The 19,439-nt window shown below is 49.1% G+C and carries 5 protein-coding genes; all 5 read right to left on the bottom strand.

Translation table 11 applies throughout. The annotated features are described in order from the left end of the window. Window positions 1-45: 45 nt before the first annotated feature. The gene (locus J3L18_RS02995) at window positions 46-1,197 is read right to left on the bottom strand and encodes a glycosyltransferase family 2 protein (RefSeq protein ID WP_129568935.1); all 1,152 of its coding nucleotides are present in this window, start codon (window positions 1,195-1,197) and stop codon (window positions 46-48) included. Window positions 1,198-1,288: 91 nt separating this feature from the next. Then, window positions 1,289-2,896 (bottom strand): condensation domain-containing protein, encoded by a 1,608-nt coding sequence (locus J3L18_RS02990; protein WP_129568936.1) that lies wholly within the window; start codon window positions 2,894-2,896, stop codon window positions 1,289-1,291. A gap of 316 nt (window positions 2,897-3,212) precedes the next feature. Continuing rightward, complete coding sequence (locus tag J3L18_RS02985) at window positions 3,213-3,974, bottom strand: glycosyltransferase family 2 protein (RefSeq protein ID WP_129568937.1); 762 nt, start codon at window positions 3,972-3,974, stop codon at window positions 3,213-3,215. 101 nt (window positions 3,975-4,075) lie between these two features. Further along, window positions 4,076-10,675, bottom strand: a complete 6,600-nt coding sequence (locus J3L18_RS02980) for a non-ribosomal peptide synthetase (protein WP_208102513.1) — start codon at window positions 10,673-10,675, stop codon at window positions 4,076-4,078. Window positions 10,676-10,705: 30 nt separating this feature from the next. Beyond that, window positions 10,706-19,348 carry a non-ribosomal peptide synthetase gene (locus J3L18_RS02975; RefSeq protein WP_129570580.1) on the bottom strand — a complete coding sequence of 2,881 codons (8,643 nt, stop codon included), beginning with the start codon at window positions 19,346-19,348 and terminating at the stop codon, window positions 10,706-10,708. Window positions 19,349-19,439: the final 91 nt, after the last annotated feature.

Below are 19,439 nucleotides of genomic sequence, written 5' to 3'. Positions count from 1 at the left end.
CATTAAATAGAGGTCAAATAGCCTTTTCTGCGGGGCAGGCTGGCATTAGCCAGGCAGGCCCTGAAGTTTGTAGTCCTTACTAATCAGCTTTTTCATAAAAGTCAGGATAGCCCCCGTCCATGCAAGATAATCAAGCGTTAGTTTAATTGCAGGATAAAGCAGGATAGACAGCGTCAATTTTTCTTTCAATTCCCTGCTTTCTGCGGGGGAAATGAACAGCAGGTTTAACGACCAGCATATACCACCAAGGTAAATGCCAAGAAATAGCCAAAGGGAAAACAACGGGTTTATAAAACTTAACCATATAATCAGTACCGGCAGGGCGATCGTACAGAATACTATTATAAAATCGCCGACCGTCCTTAACCCCACACGGCTCAGCCTGGCGATTTGGGTGCAATAATACTTCTTTTCTTTATTGATAGTTTCCAAATAACCCAGATTCCACCTGATCCTTTGTTTGATAAGTGCGGAAAGAGATAGTGGGGGCCGGGTCAGGGTAAGGATGCGATCAAGGTAAAATGTTTTATAACCTAATTTAAGCCCAATTAAAGTAGCTTCCCGATCTTCACCACTTCTTAACCCGCTATGATTGTGATATATCGATATCAATATCTCTCTTTTATAACAGGATCCCGCGCCGGGCATAACAGAAACACTTCTTTCCTTTTCCTGAAACTTGTAAAGGCTCCTCAATAAGGTATACTCCAGCCGTTGGAAGTCAAATACGGGACCTTCGCCTTCAAAAGGCAGCATTCTGAAATATCCGCCCATTAAAGAAGGATCGTTCTGGAAAAAGTCCAAACTGGAAATAACATCCTCCAGTCCCAGGATGTCAGTATCAAAATCGGATAAGATGATCAGTTCATGGCTGACAGAGAGTGTCGTAACAAAAAGAGCTCCCACCTTATCGGCATTTGGGTATACGGAAGCGATGTAAAACGAAGCGTTGTACTCCTGTTGGAATGATTCCATGACTGTCAAGCTGTTATCAGTGGATCCGTCATCGATCAGTATGACATCAAGTTCCTTCCCGAACTTTTCAGCAACTTCATTAAAATACTCCAGGCGACTGACAAAATTACAGTTCCTGCTTTCATTAAACTGGGGGATTAGCAATGCGGCTTTTTTGGTCTGCCCCGGGTTAGCCCCCATCCATTTTAATTTAATCTTCCGATCGGCTATTGTTTTGATCATGATTTTCGTAAGTATGTGTAGGTAAAATTGGATCTGTTCGGTTATAACGAACAGCGTCCGTTATTAAGCCGGCATTAAAAGTAAAAGGTGATTATGAAGCTGCCGCATCAGTTAATAAGCATCCATTGACGTCGCTTATAACCAAGTGTAGATAATCGTGATAGTCCTGTAATAAGCCGTCAACATAGGCATCGTCATAGGTGCTGCTATCGTATTGAAAATTAAGTAGCAGTTTATCTTTGAAATTCACAAACCGCAGAATAAAATCTATCGGGATCAACCGTTGCGTTTCCTGGTAAATTGGTTTAAAGCTCAAGTTCAGGTCTTGTGTTAAACGTTCGGTTTCATTCCCATCGGTATAAAAACCAGTTTTTTTATCGGAATAAAGGACATTGATTTTCCAGAATGAATCATAATTCTGACCAGGCAATAACATGCTGTTAATATGATCCGTCAGGGAATAAGCTTTGTATTCCGCCAAATCTTGATTGGACTTTATGACCTTAAAAACAGCATCCGAAAAGGAATCCGCATGATCAAATACCGTTCTGATCAGAGCGGTACTGGCGTAACTGCCAATCTGTCCCTGGGTTTCCAGATGGTCACGTCCGGAAATAATCGTTCCTATTAAAATATCGTGCTGGCGGGTTTTATTAAAAATAAACGCTTTTAAAGCCGCCTGCAATATGACGAAGGCAGTTGTCGAAAAATGTCTGGACAGATGATGGACTTGATCTCTGATTTCCGGAGTGATCTCCAGGATGCGGCTTTCGAGCAGCCGGTCCTTCTGCAGGCGCTTCCCCGGCCGCACCGCTCCGGGGAGTATCAGTGGCCCGGGAAGCGTCTGGTATAAACGCTCCCAGTAGGCTTTATGCTTCAACCGGTTTTGTTTACGGTCGCGGTTAACAAACGATAAATAGTCTTTGAACTGAAAACTTAGCGTTTTTAATTCAACTGGTTTATGGCGTTGGAAGCAATGATAACAATAAGTTAATTCACTCATTAGAATCTCATCAGACCAGGTATCGTCGATCACGTGATGCAATTTGAGAGAAATAATATACCTCTCCGCCGATAGCTGAATGATCCGCGAAAAAAACAGGGCTCCCCCCAATAAAACCAGCGGCCTGTCATCGAGTTTCGCCAGCCCTTCCAACCCGGCAAGAAGGTTTTTCTTTTCCCTTAAGTCAATTACTTCTGGCTCATAAGGTGTGAGGTCTTGCTCCACCTTCAGGTAAAATCTGTTCCCGATTTGGTGAAATGTCGAGTGCAGGCTTTCGTGGCGATGAACAACTGTTGAGATGGATTTACTCAAAAGCGCCATATCCAAAGCTCCACGGACCTCATAAGTCAGCAGGATATTGCCGTGAGTACTTTCATTCTCTTTATATTCTTTGTCTTTCAGATGATTCAGCCAATAATCCTGGATCGGGGTAGTTTCATAATATAAATTGCCGTCCTTGCTCAGGGTGTCGGTTTCCTGGGATGAGAACAAACTGTGCTGAAGTTGAAACTGTTCAAGATATCGGATGATTTCCTTTTTGTTCAGTTTTAACTTATCGATCAGGTCGCCTGCAGGGGTTAATCCATGCGCTATTTTTAAACTTAACTGCTCCGCATTGCCATACGTGACTTTGATACCTCCCCTGTTGGCCCGGTCCAACAAGTCGATAATTTCCGAATGAGATGAATTTGACATATGATAGATGAAGGATCCGGTTGACCAGTTGTTATTGGCTGGTGTGATTGATTGTCGTTGCAAAGAATTTGGTTTGTCTATTACAGTTCCGAGGCTTAAAACAGATGAAGAGTTTCAAATTTGCCCGCTGTATAAAGCTTGCGCTGTCCCCAGTAACAAGACGTTATCGGTAATACTTTTTCATCAAAGTCTTTAATTGTAAGATCATAGCGATAATATGCAGTACCGCCTGATGATGATTTGAATTTAACCACCCTATGCCGCCTTTTAAAATATATTACACCAAATTAGCTTTTGAATAGATTAACAACGTAATTTAAAAAACAAGCCGGGTCTCGCTATACATCCATTCATTAAAAATCGTGATGGTTTTTCCCGGAGCATATTTATTTAAAACGATGTCAGCTAATAATACGGCTGCTCCCGGTAATTCACTGCTGGCATTGAAAATCTTGGTGAAATGCGTTATATCCCAGGTATTTTTCCCGTGATAGATATATACATAAAGTTCCGGACGGTCATTTATGCCGATCAAATGGCCGTTGTCATATAGATAATTCACCACATCGGTATCCTCTCCTTTTGCCTTATTTTCATATTTTTTGGCCATTAAAACATCTCGTTTACACATCAGGCTACCTTCCCATAGTCTTTGGTTGGAGATGAAAACACGTTCTCCGCACTGGTCAAATATGATCCAGCGGGTCAGGATACATCCGTTAACCCCGTTTTCTGCAATAATATTATATTGATAATCAATCCTTTCCGTATGAAACCAGTCATCATCGTCCCATTGGCAAACAAATACTCCGTTTGCACATTGCAAAGCAATATTGCGGAGTTCTCCTAATGTCTTTTTTGGGCTTCCGGCAACGCCGATTGTTCGGATATTTTCAGTCCGGGTAAGGTCATTGGTCAGGAAAGCCACGGTTTCCTGGTCGTGATCTTCAAACAGGATGATTAATTCTTTATGGGGATAGGTTTGAGCTTCAAAGCAAGCGATTGCATTTTTCAGGGATTCCGGTTTCCTGTATGTTACACATATGCAAGAAATCAAAGGATATTTTTCAGACATCATATTTTAATTTGGGTGTATGGTTATCGCGGGGAATTGTTACTTGATCAAAAAGTTGTACTGGATTTGTTATGAAAACGAACCGTAAGACGGCTTTAAGCGCCCTAAATATGAATTTCTTCATTAAAAATCGCAGAGGCAGGGAGATTATCGGAAAGAATAGTGATAAGTTTGGCCAGTGTCTGGATATCCGGATGTTGAAATAACACATTGAGCGGGAGTTCCACCCCGAGCTCCCTGCGGATCGCAGAGACCACCCGGATGGCCAGCAGCGAATGCCCCCCAAGCTCAAAAAAGTTGTCCGTCACCCCGATCCCTTCCGTATCCAGCAGGCCCTCCCAGATCGATACCAGGGAAAACTCCAGGCCCGTCGTGGCCGCAACATAACCCCCGCCCCTGGACTCCTCCGGGTCCGGAAGCTGACGGCGGTCGATCTTTCCGTTCGCCGTCAGCGGAAGACTCTCCAAAACGATCAGCTGGACCGGAACCATGTACTCCGGAAGACGGGATCGAAGGTAATCCATTACCCCATCACGGTCATAACCCGCTCCCGCTACAACATACCCGACAAGACGCTTATTACCCTGTGCGTCCGTATGACAGCTCACTACTCCCTGGCTAACCTGCTCGCTCTGCTGCAGCACACTCTCGATCTCACCAGGCTCGATACGGTAACCTCGGATCTTGACCTGGTCATCCGAACGACCTATATATTCTATGTTTCCGTCAGCAAGCCACCGGCCCACATCCCCCGTACGGTACATCCGGCTCCCCGCACCGCCGTAAGGGTCCGCTAAAAAACGCTCTCCGGTCAGGTCTGGACGGTTCAGGTAACCACGCGCAAGACCCGACCCCGAAATGTACAGCTCCCCGGGTATACCGATGCCGCATAAACCTCCCCGACCGTCCAGTATATACACCCGCGTGTTCCCGATCGGCTTCCCGATGGGAATCACACGGCCTGTTTCAGCCGGGCCCTCATCCGTTTTAATCGTATAGGCTATACAGCCAACGGTGGCTTCGGTCGGCCCGTATTCATTGATCACTTCCATCTGGATACCCTGGTCATATAAGTATTGAAGCTGGCCCCAATGAAGGGCTTCTCCCCCAACTACCAGTTTTCCGGTTAATGGTTTTTCCCCCTGCATCGCCATTTCCAGCAGGCCCAGGTGGCCGGGCGTTAACTTTATAAAGTCATAATCCGCATTTGACAGAAAGGACTTGTCTTCAAATACAGCTGTAGATTTATTTGTGCCGATAACAACTGACCTGCCTGCTAATAAAGGCATGAACATCGCCGTTAGCGACGCGTCAAATGTATAGGACAGGTGTATAAAGCTCCCCCTGTCAGACGGAAGGGCTCCCAGATAATGCACCCTGCTCCATAACAGGTAGTTAAGCAGGCTGTGGTGTTCGATCATTACCCCTTTGGGGCGGCCTGTCGAGCCCGAAGTGTAGATCACATAACAAAGGTCACCGCCACGGGCCTGCCCCGGCGGAAGGCTCAGCGGATAACCCCGCAGCTCCTCTTCAAGCTCATCCAGCGCTATAAACCGCACACCGGAAACCCCATCAACCACCCCTGACCCTAATACACCCCGTTCGCTCAGCAATAAAGCACCTCCAGTATCCGAAAGCATATAACTGATCCGGTCCGACGGATAAGAAGGGTCTACCGGAACATAAGCACCTCCTGCCTTCAGGATACCCAAAATACCCGTGATCATCCATAAACCACGGTCTACACAGATCGGAACAAGGCTCTCACGGCCGACACCCTGCTCCTGTAAGTAATGACCAAGCCGTGTCGAGCGCTCATCCAGTTCCCGGTAGCTCATGCGCTCTTCCCCGAATACCACTGCTAACGCATCTGGACTCCGCAAAGCCTGCGTCCGGAAATGTTCTATTACCGTCTCCTGTTCTTCAGCATACCTTACACCCGTAGCATTGAACGACTCCAGCAACTCGTAACGCTCACTTTCGCCAAGCATATCCAGGTCCCCTATCCGGTCACCCGGCGACTGCACCACTGCATCCAGCAGCGCCACATAATGCGCGCACATGCGCGCTATCGTTGAACCATCATAAAGATCTGTACAATATTCTACACCCGCTTCCAGCACCCCAGACGACTCTGCCAGCGAAAAACTGATGTCAAACTTCGACGTATTATGGACCCGCCGGTCCTGACGGATTGTGATTCCTGTAAGCGACGAGGTCGTATCACGCTCATTATTCTGCAGGTCGAACATCACCTGGAACAAAGGACTGCGGCTCATATCACGGTCCTTCACCACACGCTCAACCACCTTTTCAAACGGCACATCCTGGTGCTCATAAGCGCCCAGCGTCGTATCCCTGACCTGGGCCAGTACCTCCTCAAAGGACGGGTTACCCCTCAGGTCGCTCCGCAGCGCCAGCGTATTGATGAAAAAGCCGATCAGACCTTCTACCTCGTGCTGCCCGCGGTTGGCGATCGCACTCCCGACACAGATATCTTCCTGACCGCTATAACGGTATAATAATACCTTAAACGCAGACAGCAGCGTCATGAATAACGTAACACCATGACTTTGGCTCAGCCGATGAAGCGCCCCCGTCAATTCCGATTCTATCCGGAAGTGATATACAGAACCACGGGTGCTCTGAACCGCAGGACGCCGGTAGTCCGACGGTAGTTCCAGCGTAGACAACCCCGATAACTTTTCCTCCCAGTAACTCAGTTTGCTGTTCAGCACATTCCCCGAAAGGTAACCCCGCTGCCACAGCGAATAATCAGCATACTGTACCGGCAGGGAAGGTAACTCCTTCTCCGTACCGTTTACATAGCTGTTATATAATGACGTCAGTTCGCGTACCAGGATCGGTACCGACCAGCCGTCAGATGCGATATGGTGCAGGCATAACAACAGCACTGACGAAGACGATCCCGTCAGGATCAACTCTGCTCGAAGCTTATAGTCCCGCGAAAGATCAAAACCTTCACCTGCCTGCCTGTCTATATACGACTGTAGCGCTTCCCCCTCTGACCGCAATAACGCATCATCCGTTACCCGAAGCTCCCAATCGCCCGCGGGCAGTACCCGCTGGTAAGCAATACCTTCATGCAACTCTATAACCGTCCTCAATACCTCGTGGCGAGATACTATCGAACCCAGCGCATGCGAAAGTCCTCTTATATCTATCCCCCCTTCAAGATACAGTACCGATGGTATATTATATTGAAGGCTACCGCCCTCCAGCTGGTCTATGAACCATAAACGCTCCTGACCGTAGGATAACGGGATCAGCAACGGACGCTCTCCTACTTTGATCAACGGTAACGATGACTTTGCCGCTGAAGACAGGCGCGAGGCAAGCCCGCATATCGTCGGGTAATCAAAAACATCCCCGATCGAAATAGCGGCCCCGAGCTCCCTGCGGATCGCAGAGACCACCCGGATGGCCAGCAGCGAATGCCCCCCAAGCTCAAAAAAGTTGTCCGTCACCCCGATCCCTTCCGTATCCAGCAGGCCCTCCCAGATCGATACCAGGGAAAACTCCAGGCCCGTCGTGGCCGCAACATAACCCCCGCCCCTGGACTCCTCCGGGTCCGGAAGCTGACGGCGGTCGATCTTTCCGTTCGCCGTCAGCGGAAGACTCTCCAAAACGATCAGCTGGACCGGAACCATGTACTCCGGAAGACGGGATCGAAGGTAATCCATTACCCCATCACGGTCATAACCCGCTCCCGCTACAACATACCCGACAAGACGCTTATTACCCTGTGCGTCCGTATGACAGCTCACTACTCCCTGGCTAACCTGCTCGCTCTGCTGCAGCACACTCTCGATCTCACCAGGCTCGATACGGTAACCTCGGATCTTGACCTGGTCATCCGAACGACCTATATATTCTATGTTTCCGTCAGCAAGCCACCGGCCCACATCCCCCGTACGGTACATCCGGCTCCCCGCACCGCCGTAAGGGTCCGCTAAAAAACGCTCTCCGGTCAGGTCTGGACGGTTCAGGTAACCACGCGCAAGACCCGACCCCGAAATGTACAGCTCCCCGGGTATACCGATGCCGCATAAACCTCCCCGACCGTCCAGTATATACACCCGCGTGTTCCCGATCGGCTTCCCGATGGGAATGGTGCCCGTGGGATAACCGGCGTCACGGTCCACCATATGAAGCAGTTTACCTATAGTAGTTTCAGTTGGTCCGTAATGATTGATAATCCTGCAGGGCGCGCCGGAGGCCGCCAACTGTTCACACAGACTTACCGGCAGGGGCTCTCCCCCGAAAATAAGTAACTTGGAAGGTAACAGCAACCGGCCCGGGGCACATAGGGCTTTCCAGTGAGACGGCACTATTTTCAGGCAATCAATCTGCCGGGATTCAAAGTATGTGCAGAGACCTTCCGCATCATTGACCTGCGGGCCTGTAAACAGGTGCAATGTCCCTCCGGACAATAAAGAACTGTATAATACCGTGTTCCCAAGATCCGCCGCGATCGTCGACACCAATGCATAAGAGCCGCTGTTCTTGCTTAAAGGGGCTCTTTCCCAAAGCCCGCATACATAATCCAGCAGGCTGTGGTGTTCGATCATTACCCCTTTGGGGCGGCCTGTCGAGCCCGAAGTGTAGATCACATAACAAAGGTCACCGCCACGGGCCTGCCCCGGCGGAAGGCTCAGCGGATAACCCCGCAGTTCCTCTTCAAGCTCATCCAGCGCTATAAACCGCACACCGGAAACCCCATCAACCACCCCTGACCCTAATACACCCCGTTCGCTCAGCAATAAAGCACCTCCAGTATCCGAAAGCATATAACTGATCCGGTCCGACGGATAAGAAGGGTCTACCGGAACATAAGCACCTCCTGCCTTCAGGATACCCAAAATACCCGTGATCATCCATAAACCACGGTCTACACAGATCGGAACAAGGCTCTCACGGCCGACACCCTGCTCCTGTAAGTAATGACCAAGCCGTGTCGAGCGCTCATCCAGTTCCCGGTAGCTCATGCGCTCTTCCCCGAATACCACTGCTAACGCATCTGGACTCCGCAAAGCCTGCGTCCGGAAATGTTCTATTACCGTCTCCTGTTCTTCAGCATACCTTACACCCGTAGCATTGAACGACTCCAGCAACTCGTAACGCTCACTTTCGCCAAGCATATCCAGGTCCCCTATCGTGCAGTCTCCATCTGACAATATACCCGTTATCAGCTGTTCATAATGCCCCAGCATCCTGCGGATTGTTTCCGCCCGGTATAAGTCTGTACGGTAAGTAATATTAAGACGAAGTCCCCGGCTTGATTCTGATATGCTCAGTGTAATATCAAACTTCGAACTGATCAAACCCGTAGGTTCTTCTGATAGCTGCAGATCTCCCAGTTGCAGCTTCTCCGCATCCGGCACATTTTCCAGTACCAGCATGACCTGGAAGATCGGGTTGCGCCCGGGGTCCCGTTCGCCGCCGACTGCCTCCACCACCTTTTCAAACGGTACGTCCTGGTGCTCGTAAGCATCCAGCGTGGTTTGTTTGACCTGCTGCAGCAACTCCCGAAAGTGCTTTGACGGATCAACATGGTTCCGCAGCGCCAGTGTATTGACAAAAAAGCCGACCAGATCCTCGATCTCCTGATACTGACGCCCCGCAATAGAACTGCCGATACAGATATCCTGCTGCCCGCTGTAACGGTGAAGCAATACATTAAACACACCCAGCAGTGCCATATATAAGGTCACACCTTCCCGCCGGCAATATGCCAGCAACTGATTATAAATACCACTGTCCAATAAAGTCCCCACCTCGCCCCCCGAGATCCCCGCTGATAAGGGACGAACGTAATCCAACGGAAGGTTCAGGCGGCTCACCCCTGATAAACGATCCCGCCAGTAGTTCAGTTTACCTGCCAGCACTTCACCCTGCAAATACTCACGCTGCCACAGCGAATAATCCGCATACTGCAGCTTCAGCGGCAATAGGCTGTGCTGCCGCCCTTCCACGTATGCCGCATAAAGCTCCGTAAGCTCCCGGATGATCAGCGGTAACGACCAGGCATCCGATGCAATATGATGCATCGTTATCACCAGCAGGTGCTCATTATCCCCGATCCGTAGCAGGTCTGCCCGAAGCATATGATCCGAAGACAACTCAAAAGGCGCCTGCACAAGCGCCATTATCCCGGATTGCAAATCATCAACGCCCTCCCAGTTACCAGACCGCAGCCGCCAGCCGCCCGGAGGCAGGACACGCTGGTAGGCACGGCCATCCTCCTCGTACAACACCGTACGCAGCACCTCGTGGCGGTCAACTATCGAACCCAGCGCATGTTCCAGCCCGACCGCCGTTACCTCGCCCCGCAGGCGAATAGCGCCGGATGCATGATACTGCACACTTCCCCCAAGGCGGTCGATAAACCACAGCCGCTCCTGGCTAAAAGATAGAGGGACCCTGCCATTCCGGTCTCCGGCGGTTATCGCGGGACGGTACCCGTTCACCTGGACAGCGTCACCCATCTGAATCTGGTACTTTTTAAAATATTCTATGAGATTTTCTTTCTGACACCTTAATTCCGTCAAAAAAGACTCATCCGCTTCCATATGTTTATGCAAGCGGATCATCAGCTCGTTATCCTGAAAGGAAATCTTGAAACCCAGTTCATTGGCCTTTTGCAATAATCTGGTTATATCGTTCATGTTAAAATCGGCCATTATAATTAGGTTAAAAGCAGAAAATGTGATTTATAATTTTATTACCTGGTAATCATCGGCTTCCAGTATCAAATTATGTTGCTGAACACTGATATATTGCGCCATAAGTCCGATGGTTGGCAATTGAAAAAAAGTCCTGACCGCAAACTCGACCTCTATCTTCTTACGGATTGCCGATACAATCCGGGTGGCCAGTAAAGAATGGCCGCCGAGCTCAAAAAAATCATCATGGATACCGATACGCTCGACGCCCAGCAAGTCCTGCCAGATCTCCGCCAGCGTTTGCTCCAGCCCCGTGCGCGGGGCCACATAATCCCCTCCCGACAAGCTGCCCAGGTCAGGATCCGGGAGAGACCGTTTATCGATCTTCCCGCTTGAAGTCAAAGGCATCCGGTCCAGTTCCACAATAGCCGCCGGAACCATATACTCCGGTAATTTCCCCCGCAGGTAAAGCATCAGCGACTCCTTGTCAAAACCACCAACGGCAACAACGTAGGCTATTAAAGTTTTCCCGCCCGGGACCTTGCCAAATGCTACCACTACTACATCCTGGATGTAGCCATGTCGTCTGATCGCCTCTTCAATTTCACCAAGCTCAATCCGGAAACCCCTAATCTTTACCTGATCATCCAAGCGGCCTTTGAAGTAAATCCGGCCCTCCTTATCATAAAAGCCGTAATCTCCTGTTTTGTAAAAACATCCCAGCATTTGATGCTTTACATCGGGTACTGCACCTTTCAGTCCGCTAAAACTCCACATTTTATATTCCTGCATACCATCCCTGCTGGAAACAACAAAGGGCACCTGGAATATCTTCAGCTCCAATCCGCCCACTTCACAGAGTAATTGAACAATCTTCCACGTGTCTTCCTGCGCATCATTACCGAGCGTTACCCTGTTCTCCGGGCTGGTATAAATAATTTTTTTATCAGTTTCCCCGTCATCCACAGGGACTACCGGCAATAAGGTTTGCAAAGCAAAACGGCCACCTGTCTTCAGAACATTGACCAGATTTCTGATGTAATTCAGTGGGTTAGAAACCCTGTCCAAAACCAAATTGGAAATCGCGAAGTCCATAGATCCGGCATTAATGCCGTATTGGTCACAAAAGTCGGCCGGATCCAGGTCGACTTCGCCCATATACGCAGCAAATCCGGCATCTCTTGCCCTTTGAACAGAGAACGGGCTCAGTTCGATACCGATGGTATCCGTTCCCATCATTCCCAGAATTTCCATTACCTCTCCATTGCCGAAACCCAGGTCTACCCCCTTTAACCGGTTGTAATTTTCAAAAGGCAATAAGGTTCTTAATACCTCCTCGTTAATCCCGCACGATGCGTAGGTATCATGAACGCCTTCCAGCATATAACGTTTAAAACTTTTATATTTCTCCCGGTCGGATTCCAGGTTATTCAGGTATTTTTGGCTTAAAAAGATCAGGTCGGCATCCAGTTTACTTATAAAAGCAGACAGGTCATCGTCAGAAAAATGATCGACCTTAAAGATTTTTTCGGCAAAGCCGCTATGACGTTTTCTTTCTTTAAATCGTTCAATATCACTTCTGACACTGGCAGGTTCCGAGAACTCTCCAAAAGTGCATTTAGCGGATAAGGTAAATGGATTGGGTAAAAAATGGCTCAATGACATCAGGTTATTCCGAAGATAGCCTTTGGCCATGCCCATACCCGATATATAAATTTCTCCGGGTACCCCTACCGGGACCTGGCGTAGACGGTGATCAAGAATATATGATTTTGAATTAAATATGGGTTTCCCGATCGGGACTTGATTTACCGGCACCACATTATGGCTTTGCATTTCATAAAGATGAGAGTAGACCGTGTATTCCGTTGGCCCGTAAGCGTTCACGAACCGGCATAATGATGACCATTTATCAGCTAAATCCACCGGGCACTCTTCGCCGACAGAAACTATCCATTTATCCTTTATCAAGGAAAGGTTTTCAGGGTCTATCTGTTTCAGCAGGGTAGGTACAAATACGCCGACAGAAATATCCTCCCTGTTTATAAAATCCGTCAGGTAATCCGGGTCTAATTTTTCCGTATTAAACATTTTAAGGGTTGCCCCATTCAATAGGGCCATGAAGGTTTCGCCAACCGCCCCGTCAAAACTGTAAGAAAAAAACTGCAAAATATTTTTACCCGGTTTGACATCAAACTGAGCTGCTTGCCAGTGACTTAAGTTAACTACACCTTGGTGAGGAATCACCACCCCTTTGGGCCTGCCCGTAGAGCCCGAAGTATAAATAACATAAGCCGGGTCATCAATCCCTATTGGGGAAACGGCAGTCAACGAGGGCGAAGGCAAATATCCCTTCTGATTGAAAAGCTCCATATCCAAAACAGCCCCTTCGAAGCCAAACCGTCCGGGGAAATCAGCGTCTTCCGGCTGTAGTATAAGTACCTTTATTCCGGTATCATTTAGCATGTAAGCAATTCTTTCGCGGGGCAGTCCCGGGTCGATCGGCACATAGGCCGCGCCAGCTTTTAGTATGCCGAATATACCGGCAAGTATCATTTCAGATCTGTGAATAACCAGTCCAACCAAATCTTTCGATTGTACTTGGTAATCATTTTGCAAACAACTGGCAATGTGATTAGCTTTGGTATGTAGTTCATGATAGGACAGGCTGTGGTCGCCGAACCGGACGGCGATAGCTTCGGGGTGGAGCTTTACCTGTTCATCGAAAAGGTCCACGATCGTCTTGTCGGACGGGTAGTCATGGTCCGTATCATTGAACGCCGCCAGCGCGGTTTCCTCTTCCGGCGTCAGCAGCTGAAGATCGCCGAGCTTGACCTTATCCGGGGACGGCAGCTGCATTAGTATATGCGCAAAGTGCCCTTTTATCCGGCGGATTTCCTCTGAACCCAGTAATGTTGTGTTATAGCTGAACGATATGCTGATCTCCGAGGAGCTGTTTACCGTAATGCACAATGGGTAATTCGTTTTCTCCGGTGCACTGATCTTTTCCATCCGCAAAGACCATGTCTTGTCTGACAATACCTTATCTACCGGGTAATTCTCAAATACCAGTAAGCTGTCAAAAAGGTCGCCCGGTAGCCCGATCCACCGCTGGATATCGCTCAGTGAGGTGTACTGGTATTCCCTGCTTTGCAGCTGGCCCTGCTGGATAGCCTCAAGCCAGCCCGATATACCCTCATCTTCATCAATGAACGCATGCAGCGGAAGGGTATTGATATACATGCCCACACGCTGCTCTATATCCGCAAGGTCATCCGGACGCCCTGAAACTGTTACTCCGTACGTGATATGGGCATTACCGGTATAACGGTACAACAGGTACGACCAGACACCCTGCATTACCGTATTTAACGTTAGACGGTGCTGCTGTGCATAGCCTGCTATTTCTTCCCTTAATGCCGCTTCCACAACCAGCGTCTCTTCCGCATAGCTGCCAATCCCTTTATTCCGGTCTGCGGTCGTACCTATAAACGGCAGCAGACTGCTTTCTTCCAAACCGCTCAGGTAACCCCGCCAGTAGGATTCTTCTTCATATTTGTCACGATGTTCTATATAGCGGATATAGTCTTCATAATTATCTCCCTCAAGGATGGGCGGTTCCTCACCTGCATGGAGCTGCTCATAAGTATTCAGTAATTCTCCCATCAGTACCGGAAGCGACCACCCGTCAGTCAGCAGATGATGATGGGTCCAAAGCATCCGGTAACGGCTTTCGTCCATACGGAACAAGCTGATCCGCATCACCGGCGCAGAACCCAGGTCAATCCCCTTTAACAAATCTGCTGATTCGTATTCTTCTATCGCCTGTAAACACGCCCCTTCACTCAGGTGACGGTAGTCCAGGACTTCGAGCGGCAGCGTTACCGACAAGTGAACGCACTGTACCGGAATGCTGAACGTATCCGGATGAAAGGTGCTGCGCAGGGCACTGTGACGGGAAAGCAGTATATTCCAGCTCTTGTGGAAAATAGCTACATCGGTATCATACAGGTCACATACAAACTGCTCTACATAACCTCCGGCCTGCTGGTCATACAAACTATGGAAAAGCATGCCTTCCTGTAAGCCGCTTAAACGGTATATGCTGCCGATTCCCTTGCTTTGGGGTAAGTCCAGGAAAGCATCCAATTCTTTATAACTGATCTCCTGACCAAGACCATAGTCCGATGGCGTAGGGACCGAAACAGCCTGTGACCTGCAATGCATGATCAGCAACTCCAGGTTTTGAACATAGGCTGAAGCCAGTTCTGTGGCGGTGGAAGACGTATAATGAAGGGTACTGTAACCCCAGCTTATTTCCAACGCACCATTCCGGATCATGCTGTTGATGACGAACTTCTCGTCCACCTCGTGCGCCGCACTTATGCTCCTGCCAGGAGACTCGTCCACCCGGCTCAGCCAGGTACCATCTCCTTCCAGCAGCGTATCGAGTTGCCCAAGGTAATTAAACACCACATTCCACGGCGTGGATTCCCCGAGCCCCGGCTCTTTATTGATATATTTCAATACCCCATAGCCCATACCTTTATCCGGCACCCGGCGGAGTTGTTCTTTTATCTCCTTTATACAGGAACCCACTGACTGGGCCCCGTTCAGTTGCAGCAAAACCGGATACAGGTTAGTCAGCCACCCTACGGTGCGGCTGCTTTCCACACCCGCCAGGATATCATCCTCCCGGCCATGGCCTTCCAGCCCGATATGCAGCTGATCGCTCTTGTTCCAGTCACAAAACGTTTTCACAAGGGCGCATAACAACAGGTCGTTCACCTCCGTATGATAGGCCCGGGGCGCCTCCTGAAGTAAAGACCGGGTATCCCCGGCCGATAAGCTGACCCGGATGGCCGCCGTATCTCCGGTCGTTACCCTGCCCTGGTAGGAGGTATCCGTCATCAATGGACGATACTGCCCGGTTATATTCTCCCAATAGCCTTTTTGACGCTTTAACCTCGCGCTGCTCCCATAATGTTGCAGGCCCGCGTACCATTGCCGTACTGAACTGCTTTTCAGGCCAAGGTCAGCGTATTCATTCCTCATTATGCCTGAAAGCAATTGCTCCAGGTCAGATAAGAGGATACGCCAGGATACCCCATCTACGGCCAGGTGATGGATCACGATCAGCAAACGGTTCTGCGCCACCCGTTTATCCGTTTCCAGTAAAACCACCCGGATAAGTTCCCCTCCGCCCATAGAAAGGCTTTGCTGATAACCTTTGCAGACATCACTGACGATCACCCCGAAAAGCTCCGGCAGTGTGGCACTGATCTGCTCTGTAACTACTGTCCCAACGGCTTCCGGACCGTAGGATTGTTGCCACTCTGCCCCTTCCTTACTATAAACAAAACGTAAAGCATCATGGTGCCGAACCAGTGCGCTCACTGCTTCCCTGATCACCGGGGCGCTGATCTTTTTATCTATTCCCAACAACAGGCTTTGATTAAAGTACGGACTATCCTGCTCCGCATGTTCCAAATACATTTGCTGTACCGGAAGAAGCCCGCTACGCCCGCTTAATAATCCCTGTTCTCCACGGCAGGACTCCCCCTGTTCCTGATGATTCAGCGCTGCCACAAGCCGGGCGATGGTCTGGTGCCTGAATATATCTTTGATCTGTATATTATAGCCTGAACGTTTCGCCCGGCTTACTACCTGTATAGTTATGATGGAGTCCCCTCCCAGCTCAAAAAAGTTATCATTGACCCCTACCCGCTCTACGCGCAACAAATCCTCCCATATCACAGCCAGGGCGGCCTCCGCCTCTGTACGGGGCGCCATATAGGCATTCTCCCCCAATAAAGCGTCCACATCCGGAAGTGATTTCCTGTCTATCTTGCCGTTCGGGGTCAAAGGCATATCCTTCAGCGCGATAAGCAGCGAAGGGATCATATACTCCGGAAGCTTCCGTTCCAGGTAAGTCATCAGCCCGTCACGATCAAACGGCCCATCAGGTACAACATACCCAACCAGCATTTTATTCCCATGGGCGTCGGCCCTGGATAAAACGACCGACTGTCTGCACAGGCCGCTCTCCTGCAGTTTATTCTCTATCTCTCCCAGTTCTATCCGGTGACCCCGGATCTTAACCTGCCCATCATTCCGGCCACGAAATTCCAGCACCCATTCCGGGCTCCATCGCCCAATATCTCCGGTACGGTACAATAACCCGTACTCCTTATGTTCAACGAACCGGGACAGGGTCTGCTCTGGCCGCTGAAAATAGCCTTGCGTAACACCTGCTCCCCCTATACATATTTCCCCATCCACGCCTGCCGGTAACAGTTCCTGGTCGTTCCCCAGTATATAAATACGGCTCCCGCTTATCGGGTGCCCTATCATTGACCCTCGGCTTAAAGGCCCAGGCGTTCCGGCGGTGTAAACCAGGTCCGTACAGAATATCGTACCTTCCGTCGGCCCATAAGTGACCGTAATACAGGCCGAGCTGAAAACTGATGACAACTTCAGTAATAAACTGTCAGGGATACTGTCCCCACCGATAAACAACCGTTCTATATGCCCGAAAGAGCCTGACAAGCCGTGCTCCAGGATGTAATCGGCCAGCAGCGCATAAACCCCGGGAACCGTATCTAATACAGTCGCCGATCTTAAAAGGCTGGTAAACTTTTCCAGGTCCTGAAGTTCTGATTTATCTACGATCAGACTTATCCCGCCCCGTAACAGCGGAAACAGCAGCTGGAACACCGATATATCAAAGGATGAAGAGGCGATAAACGGCATCACCATGCCGGCCTCCTGGACATACTGACGGTATACATGGCCCAGAAAGTGGCCCAGGTTCCCGTGGCTGACCAAAACACCTTTAGGCAAACCCGTAGAACCTGAAGTATAGATGATATAAGCCGTATCAGCAGCTTCCAGATCCGGACCTTCAAAGCCGCCCCCTGCATAACTGCTTGTAAATTCCTCCAGCGCTGTCAACAACAACACCGGATACTTTTCCGTAACAGCCAACAGCTCCGAGGATTCCGCAGTGCAGATGACCAGCCTGGGGGACACATCCTCCAGTAGAAACCGGATCCGGTCCGCAGGATAGTTCATATCTACCGGAATGTAAACCAGCCCGCTGTCCAATAACGATAAAAAGACAACCGGCACCCATTCCGTACGGGGTATCATAACCACAACCCGGTCTCCTTTGACCAGGCCGCACTCCCCCCGAAGGTATACCGAAACCGCCTCACAAACCGATCCCAATAAACCATAACTCATTACACGCTCTCCGCAGCGAACCGCAGGCCTAAACGACTCCGCAGCCATTACCGACCGAAGATGTTCCCGAAGTACAAAAGTATCCCCCGAAAAACTTCCACACCCATGCGTAAGTAATTCTAACGACTCCGCAGGAGGGACAATGGCTACATCTTTGACCGGCAGTGCCAGCTTCGATCGAAACTGTCCAAAAATAAAAAACAAGCGTTGTACAAATAATTCTATTTCAGAACGGTCAAAATAATCAGCCTGAAAATTGACATGCAGCTCCAACGACTGATTTTTCCCGAAATCCCTCCAGCCGAAACGCAGGGGGTCTGTTTCAAAATCACTTGACAGGTCGTGCATAACGCTCTCAACAGCAGGCCCAAAATCGAGCTCAAAGTTGAATAACTCATAATTGACAATGACCTGCACAAGGTAGTCCCCGGAAGCGTTGTTTTTGAAATACCGGTTAAGGTCTCCTATCAAATAATTCTGATGGCGATAATCCTTTCTTTGGGATGATACGATTTCGCGAATGAAATCATTTAACGACAATTCTTCCTGATAAGTTCCTTTGAATGGGAGTATCCCTGTGAACATACCTACCATATTGCGCAGTGTTCTGGACGTTCTTTTATGAATAGACGTACCAAATACAAAGTCAATTTGCCTGCGGGTCTTCCCAAAAAAGATGATCAGTGCCGCAATAGTCAGCTGCTGTATACCAGCCTGGGTCAGGGCTTCCAACTCAACAAGAGACTTCCTTTCTTCAACACTTAACGTGTAAATAAAAACCTGGCTTTTCCCTCCTGCCAACCTACCTTTTTCTTTATAAAAAAGCCGTTCAGGATTTTTTATAATTTTTTCCTTCCAGAACTCCCCCTCCTGTCTGTAGCTTTCAGATGCAGCATATCCGGCCGCCCTTACAGCTTCGGCTATATAAGAAGGATATTCGAACCCGGCACCGTCTTCAGCAATCAACGACAAATACTTTTTGGCCACATAATGGAACAATACTGAAAAACCAAACCCATCATTAATCAAGTGATGATATTTAAAAAAAAACCAAAATTCATTTTCAGCGACCATCAGCACCGCGTGCCGGGCCAGCGGGCCGCTTTCCCGGAAACTAAAGGGTATATTAAACTGTTCCTTCGCCCATGACAAAGCATCAGCGGATGCGAATTCCCGGTCAGTAAAATCAATTAACTCGATTTCGATACGGGCGCGATCGTCATCCACAGTAAATGAGAGCTCATCACGATCAAAATCAAACCGCATCCGAAGGGCATCAAACACTTCAGTACACGAATACGTTGCCTCTATAAACTTTTCCAGGTTTAAATTACCGATGATTTTCAGATAGCCTCCTGTATTATACCGGGGGCTATCCAAATTCACTAATTGATCAAGAAACACATCCTGCTGCGAAGGATGCAGCGGAAATCTGGTATTTTGCATAATTTAAATGTTTAAAGTTTACGAGGACGTCATCAATTGAATCTTGTGACGATAGTAGGCACCATCACCCGCACGCCAGACGAAAAGCGGT

Origin of the sequence: Mucilaginibacter gossypii, assembly GCF_017569325.2 — a bacterium.
Lineage (GTDB): Bacteria > Bacteroidota > Bacteroidia > Sphingobacteriales > Sphingobacteriaceae > Mucilaginibacter > Mucilaginibacter gossypii.
The sequence above is the reverse complement of the archived record's forward strand: the minus strand, read 5'-3'. Positions and strand labels throughout refer to the sequence as shown.